The organism is Streptomyces sp. NPDC092952, assembly GCF_044754785.1.
Classification (GTDB): Bacteria; Actinomycetota; Actinomycetes; order Streptomycetales; family Streptomycetaceae; genus Streptomyces.
The window spans coordinates 1-5,876 of sequence record NZ_JBIVPT010000048.1 but is presented as its reverse complement, the minus strand read 5'-3'; the positions used below and the strand labels follow the sequence as shown (position 1 = coordinate 5,876).

The following is a 5,876-nucleotide window of genomic DNA, read 5'->3' as shown; positions in this document are numbered from 1 at the left end:
TGGTGCGGAACGCTCATGCGGACTTCGCCTTCCGAGAAGTGCGGCAAGGGAGGGAGCGTTCCTGCGGGGGACTGCCATAAGGCGGATGGCTGAAAAGGGTTCCGGCATCGAGGGTGCTCGGCGCGATGGGCAGGCGCCGGAACCAGCCGGAAAGGGGTAAAGAGCGGGTGACCGTGGGATGTCACCTCGGTTGGCAGGGAACCTACGGTGGGCCAAGCGGTTTGGTCAAGGCCTGATTTCGTCGGAATGCGGTACGTCGTCGAGGGGCTCGGTGCCCTCCGCCTCGTCGACCCAGCCGAGCGCGAGGCTGATCCGGCGGGCCGCGTCCCGCACCTGGCCGCCCAGCTCCTGGTAGCGCCAGGCCGGCAGACCGAGCTTGAGGCCGGTGATGGAGACCGCCCCGGCGCAGACCGAGCGGTCGTCGAAGACGGGCGCGCCGATGCAGATGATGCCCTCGGCGTCCTCCTCGTCGTCGAGGGCGTAGCCGGCCCGGGCGATGTCGCGCAGATGGGACAGGAACGTCGCCGGGTCCGTGATCGTGCGGGAGGTGCGCCGGGGCAGCCCGAACCGCTCGATCACCGAGGCCGCCTCGCTCTGCGGCACGGCGGAGAGCAGCGCCTTGCCCAGGCCGGTGCAGTGCGGCAGCTCGCGCTGGCCCATCCGCAGGTCGAGCCGGACGCGCTGGTCGATCTCGACCTGGTCCACGACGACCGCGTGGCCGTCCTCGGGCACGGCGAGCCGGGAGGCCATGCCCGTGCTCCGGGTCAGCTCGCGCAGGACCGGGTGGGCGACCCCGCGCAGGGAGACCTGGGAGCGGGCCCGGTCGCCGAGCCGGGCCAGGCTCATCCCGAGCCGGTAGCGGCGGTTCATGCCCTCGCCGTCGTCCGAGACGAGTCCGTAGGCGCGCAGGGTCTGGAGCATGCCGAAGGCGGCGCTCTTGGAGATGGAGCAGGCCTGGCCGACCTCCGTGACGCTCAGGCCGTTTCCCTGCGAGGGGGCGGCGAGCGCTTCGAGGATGTCCGCTGCCCTGGCCACGCTCTTGACCCAGTACTTCGGCTCTTCTGGGGCAGCACTGTTCGTCATAGCCGAACAGTCTAGTGCTTGCGGGAGGGCCCGAACGCGCTTTCCCGGTAATGGAACCGTGAGAACGCCCGGATTCGGGGGCGGAAGGGTCTTGACCGGCTCAGAAGCCGCACGTAATATCCAGGAACTGTTCTGCTCTACAGAACAGCGTTCAGGAAAAGCGAACGCATCACCTGAAGCACAGCACCACGTATCACCTGAAGCACCACGGATCACCCCTCTTCCTGCGGCGACTGCCGGGCGGATGGCGCCAGGGACTCACGGGCCGGGCAGGGCCCGAGAAGACCGACGACTCTCGACGCAAGGAGCAAGCGATTATGAGTTCAGGCCCGGCAGGCAACGAATCCGGAGCCCGACTCGCCGAACGCGCCCGCCAGGTCGTACCCGGCGGCGTGAACAGCGGTCAGCGCAGCGTTCCCGGACTGACCGACCTGGTCGTCACCGGCACCGACGGCGCCCGGTTCCGCACCGCCGACGGACGCGAGTACACCGACTTCCACTCGGCGTTCGGCCCGCCGCTGCTCGGCCACAACGACCCCGACGTGGCCCGCGCCACCGCCGAGGCCGGGGCCACCCTCGGCCACATGGGCGTCGGCGTCACCGAGGGCGAGATCGTCCTCGCCGAACAGCTCGCCGAACTGATCCCCTCGATCGAGAAGGTGCTGCTCACCAGCACCGGCAGCGAGGCCACCTTCCACGCGCTGCGCGTCTCCCGCGCCGCCACCGGACGCCGCCTGGTCGTCAAGTTCCAGGGCTGCTACCACGGCTGGCACGACGCGGTCAGCCTCAACGTCATCTCCGCGCCCGACAAGGTCGGCGCCCACGACCCCATCTCCACCGGCATCCTGCCCGAGGTCCTCGACGCCACGCTCGTCCTGCCGTTCAACGACAGCGAGGCCGTCCGCCGCGCCTTCGCCGAGCACGGCTCCGACATCGCCGCCGTCATCGTCGAACCCGTCCCGCACAACGTCGGTGCGCTCCTCCCGTACCAGGAGTTCCTCACCACGCTCCGCGAGGAGACCACCAGGGCCGGCAGCATCCTGATCTTCGACGAGGTCATCACCGGCTTCCGCCACGACATCGGCGGCTGGCAGAAGATCTCCGGCGTCACCCCCGACCTCACCACCCTCGGCAAGGCCATCGCCAACGGCGCCCCCGTCGGCGCGATCGGCGGCCGCGCCGACCTGATGGACCTCTTCTCCACCCGCCCCGGCGCCCCCGCCTTCTTCGCCGGCACGTACAACGGCCACCCCTCCGTGGTCGCCGCCGCCCTCGCCACCCTGCGCAAGCTGCGCGAGGAGCCGGTCCACGAGCACGTCTTCCGGCTCGGCGAGCGGGTCCGCACCGAACTGACCGGGCTGTACGAGCGCCTCGGCGTCCCCGCCGTCGTCACCGGCTACGGCTCCGTCTTCGTCAGCTACTTCATGTCCGGCGAGGCCCCCCGCACCTACGCGGACCTGCTGAACAACGACGCCTCCCTCTTCGTCGGCTACCGCCGCAAGCTCCTGGAGCACGGCCTGTTCGAGCTGCCGCTCAACCTCAAGCGCAGCCACATCAGCTACGCCCACACCGACGCCGACGTGGACCGCCTGATCGAGGGCACCGAGGCCGCGGTCCGGGCCGTGCTCGCCGAGGGCGGCGCCCGCGACCTGGAGAACGCCTCCACCATGGGCGGAGCGACCCGCTGATGCTCACCGTCAACCGCACCCGCCCCGCCGGCCCCGCCGGCCGCATCACCCGCGTCGAGACCCTGATGCTCGGCACCTCCTGGCGCGACTTCGGCTACGTCCGGGTCCACACCGACGAGGGCCTGTCCGGCATCGGCGAGATCACCCACCCCTACCGGGTCCGCGAGGTCTGCGACCTCACCGAGGCGATCGCCCGGCGCCATCTGATCGGCGCCGACCCCTTCGACGTCGAGGAGCTGTGGCTCCGCGTCTACCAGGGCGACTTCCTGCGCGGCGGCGACATGGGCGGCGTCGCCCTGTCCGGCCTCGACCAAGCCATGTACGACCTGATGGGCAAGGCGCTCGGAGTCCCCGCCTACCGGCTGACCGGCGGCGCCTGCCGCGACGAGGTCCGGGTCTACGCCAACGGCTGGTACACCGGCGAACGCGAGCCGGAGATCTTCGCCGCCAAGGCGAAGGAGACCGTGGCCAAGGGCTTCACCGCCCTCAAGTTCGACCCCTTCGGCCCCGGCCTGCACGAGCTGGAGCGCGCCGAGCTGCGCCGCTCCATCGAACTCGTCGCCGCCGTCCGCGACGCCATCGGACCCGACGTCGACCTCTTCATCGAGGGCCACGCCCGCTTCGCGATGCCGACCGCCGCCCGCCTGGTGCGCGAGCTGGAGCCCTTCGACATCGGCTGGTTCGAGGAGCCGATGCCCTGGACCCACATCGAGCGCTACGCGGAGCTGCGCCAGCGCGCCGCCTTCCCGATCTCCGGCGGCGAGCACTTCCACAACCGCTACGAGTACAAGCAGCTCTTCGCGACCAACGCCGTCGACATCATCCAGCCCGACCTCTCCATGGCCGGCGGATTCACCGAGGTGCGCAAGCTCGCCGCGACCGCCGACACCCACGGCATGCTGGTGGCCCCGCACAACTCCAACTCGCCGCTCTGCACCACCGTCTCGGTGCACGCGACGCTCGGCATCCCCAACTTCAAGATCCTGGAGACCTTCGACGGCCTCCTGGAGGACTACGTCTTCGACGCCCTCAAGGGCACCCTGCCGATCACCGACGGCCACATCGGCCTGCCGACCGCCCCCGGTCTCGGCGTCGAGCTGGTCGACGAGGTCTTCGAGGAGCACCCGCCCAGCCACCGCTTCTGGAACATGTTCGCGGACGGCTGGGAGAAGCGGAACCGGACATGATCGTCGACGTCCACTCGCACCTCTTCCGGCACAGCCACGACTTCACCGACCCCTTCCGGTCCGACTCCGCCCGCGCCCACGCGGGCGAGGTCGACCTGACGGTGAAGTGGGAGGAGTACGCGGCCACCGCCCCCGAGGGCACCCGCACCATCGTGGTCGGCGGCAAGGCCCGGCGCAGCGGCCTCTGGGTCGACGACGCCGCCGTGGCCTCGTACGTCGGGGCCCACCCGGACCGGCTCATCGGCTACCTCTCGCTCGACCCCACCCAGCCCGGCTGGCAGGACGAACTCCGCTACGGCCACCAGGAACTGGGCCTGCGCGGCATCAAACTGATGCCGATGTACGCGGGCTTCGACCCGGCCGCCGAGGAGTACGACGAGCTGTACACGTACGCCGAACGCAACGGGCTGCCGCTCCTGGTCCACACCGGCACCACCTTCGTGTCGACCGCGCCCCTGGAGTGGGCGATGCCCCGCCACCTGGACGCGGTCGCCATCCGCCATCCGGAACTGCGGATGGTCCTCGCCCACCTCGGCCACCCCTTCGAGGGCGAGTGCATCGCGGTCATCCGCAAGCACCCGCACGTGTACGCCGACATCAGCGCCCTGCACTACCGGCCCTTCCAGCTCTGGCACAGCCTCCGGCTGGTCCAGGACTACGGGGTCTTCCACAAGCTGATGTTCGGCAGCGACTACCCGTTCACGACGGTCGACGACTCGGTGAAGGGGCTGCGGGAGATCGCCCGGATCCCCGGCATCCCCGGGCTGCCGCCGCTCGACGTGGACGCGGTGGAGGAGATCATCCACCGGCCCTCGCTGGACCTGCTGGGCCTGAACGGCTGATCCGGCCGTTCCACGAACCGCCGGCACGGTGCCGGGCCCAATCCCCCTGGTGCCCGCACCGTGCCGGCCCCGGGCCGCCGCGCCCTCACCCTGTGTCCCTTCGCGCGGCGGCCCGGACCCGTACCACCCCTCCGCACTGCTAAGGAAGCCCGCCATGACCGCAGCCGTCCCGCCCCGCGGAACCGACCGCTTCGATCTGACCGGCCGCACCGCGGTCGTCACCGGCGCCGCCCGGGGGCTCGGCCGCTCCTTCGCCGTCGGCCTCGCCGAGGCGGGCGCCGACCTGGTCCTCGTCGACCTGCCCGGCGCCGAGGGCATCGACGGGACGGCGGCCGAGATCGAGGCACTCGGCCGCGGCTGCCGCGTCTACGGGCAGGACCTCGCCGACATCGAGGCGCTGCCCGGCTTCGTCGACACCGTGCGCGCCGAGGCGGGCCCGCTGCACATCCTGGTCAACAACGCGGGCACGGCGGCGCTGGAACGCTTCAACGAGATCACCCCCGCGAGCTGGTCGCACATCATGCGGGTCAACGTCGACGCGGTCTTCTTCCTCAGCCAGCGCATTGCCGAGCACATGACGGCCGACGCGGTCGCGGGCCGCATCATCACCATCACCTCGAAGAACGCCCTGGTCGCGGAGGCCGGACTGGCCCACTACAACGCCTCCAAGGCCGCCGCCCAGCTGCTCACCGAGACCCTGGCGGTCGAACTCGCCCCGCACGGCATCACCGCCAACACCCTGGCTCCCGGCATGGTCGAGACGCCCATCGACGGCGAGTTCCCCTTCGACCGGGAGGCGTTCGAGGCCGCTTACCGCGAGCGCATCCCGCTCGGCCGGTACGCCCGGCCCGAGGAGTGCGTCGGCGCGCTGCTGCTCCTCGCCTCGGACGCCGGGGCCTATCTCACCGGGGCGCGGATCGTCGTCGACGGGGGAGTGCTGGCCGACCAGATGCCGCGCATGCGCTTCATGCCGCCGTACCGCAACACCCTCTGACCGCGGCCGGCCGGCCGCGGTCCCACCGAGCACGTACCGACAACGCGAGGAGCTCCTCCGTCATGTCCGTCAACGCCGCGTC

At 71.0% G+C, this 5,876-nt stretch carries 5 protein-coding genes; 4 read left to right on the top strand and 1 reads right to left on the bottom strand.

The genetic code is table 11. The features are described from left to right. Positions 1–225: 225 nt before the first annotated feature. On the bottom strand, positions 226–1,083 hold the full coding sequence (locus ACIQGQ_RS37085) for an IclR family transcriptional regulator (RefSeq protein WP_402405071.1): 858 nt from the start codon (positions 1,081–1,083) through the stop codon (positions 226–228). A 317-nt stretch (positions 1,084–1,400) separates the two neighbouring features. Here ACIQGQ_RS37085 and ACIQGQ_RS37080 point away from each other — a divergent pair, with 317 nt between their 5' ends. The 4 genes from ACIQGQ_RS37080 (at position 1,401) to ACIQGQ_RS37065 (ending at position 5,794) form a co-directional block, all read left to right on the top strand. Then, complete coding sequence (locus tag ACIQGQ_RS37080) at positions 1,401–2,771, top strand: aspartate aminotransferase family protein (protein ID WP_402405068.1); 1,371 nt, start codon at positions 1,401–1,403, stop codon at positions 2,769–2,771. Further along, on the top strand, positions 2,771–3,958 hold the full coding sequence (locus ACIQGQ_RS37075; protein ID WP_402405066.1) for a mandelate racemase/muconate lactonizing enzyme family protein: 1,188 nt from the start codon (positions 2,771–2,773) through the stop codon (positions 3,956–3,958). The genes ACIQGQ_RS37080 and ACIQGQ_RS37075 overlap by 1 nt, the downstream gene beginning before the upstream one ends. Then, positions 3,955–4,800, top strand: coding sequence for an amidohydrolase family protein (locus tag ACIQGQ_RS37070; RefSeq protein WP_402405063.1), 846 nt, complete (start codon positions 3,955–3,957; stop codon positions 4,798–4,800). Before ACIQGQ_RS37075 ends, ACIQGQ_RS37070 begins: the two co-directional genes overlap by 4 nt. Before the next feature lie 154 nt (positions 4,801–4,954). Next, a complete protein-coding gene (locus ACIQGQ_RS37065; protein ID WP_402405061.1) occupies positions 4,955–5,794 on the top strand; it encodes an SDR family NAD(P)-dependent oxidoreductase in 840 nt (279 codons plus the stop codon). The last annotated feature ends 82 nt before the right edge of the window (positions 5,795–5,876 follow it).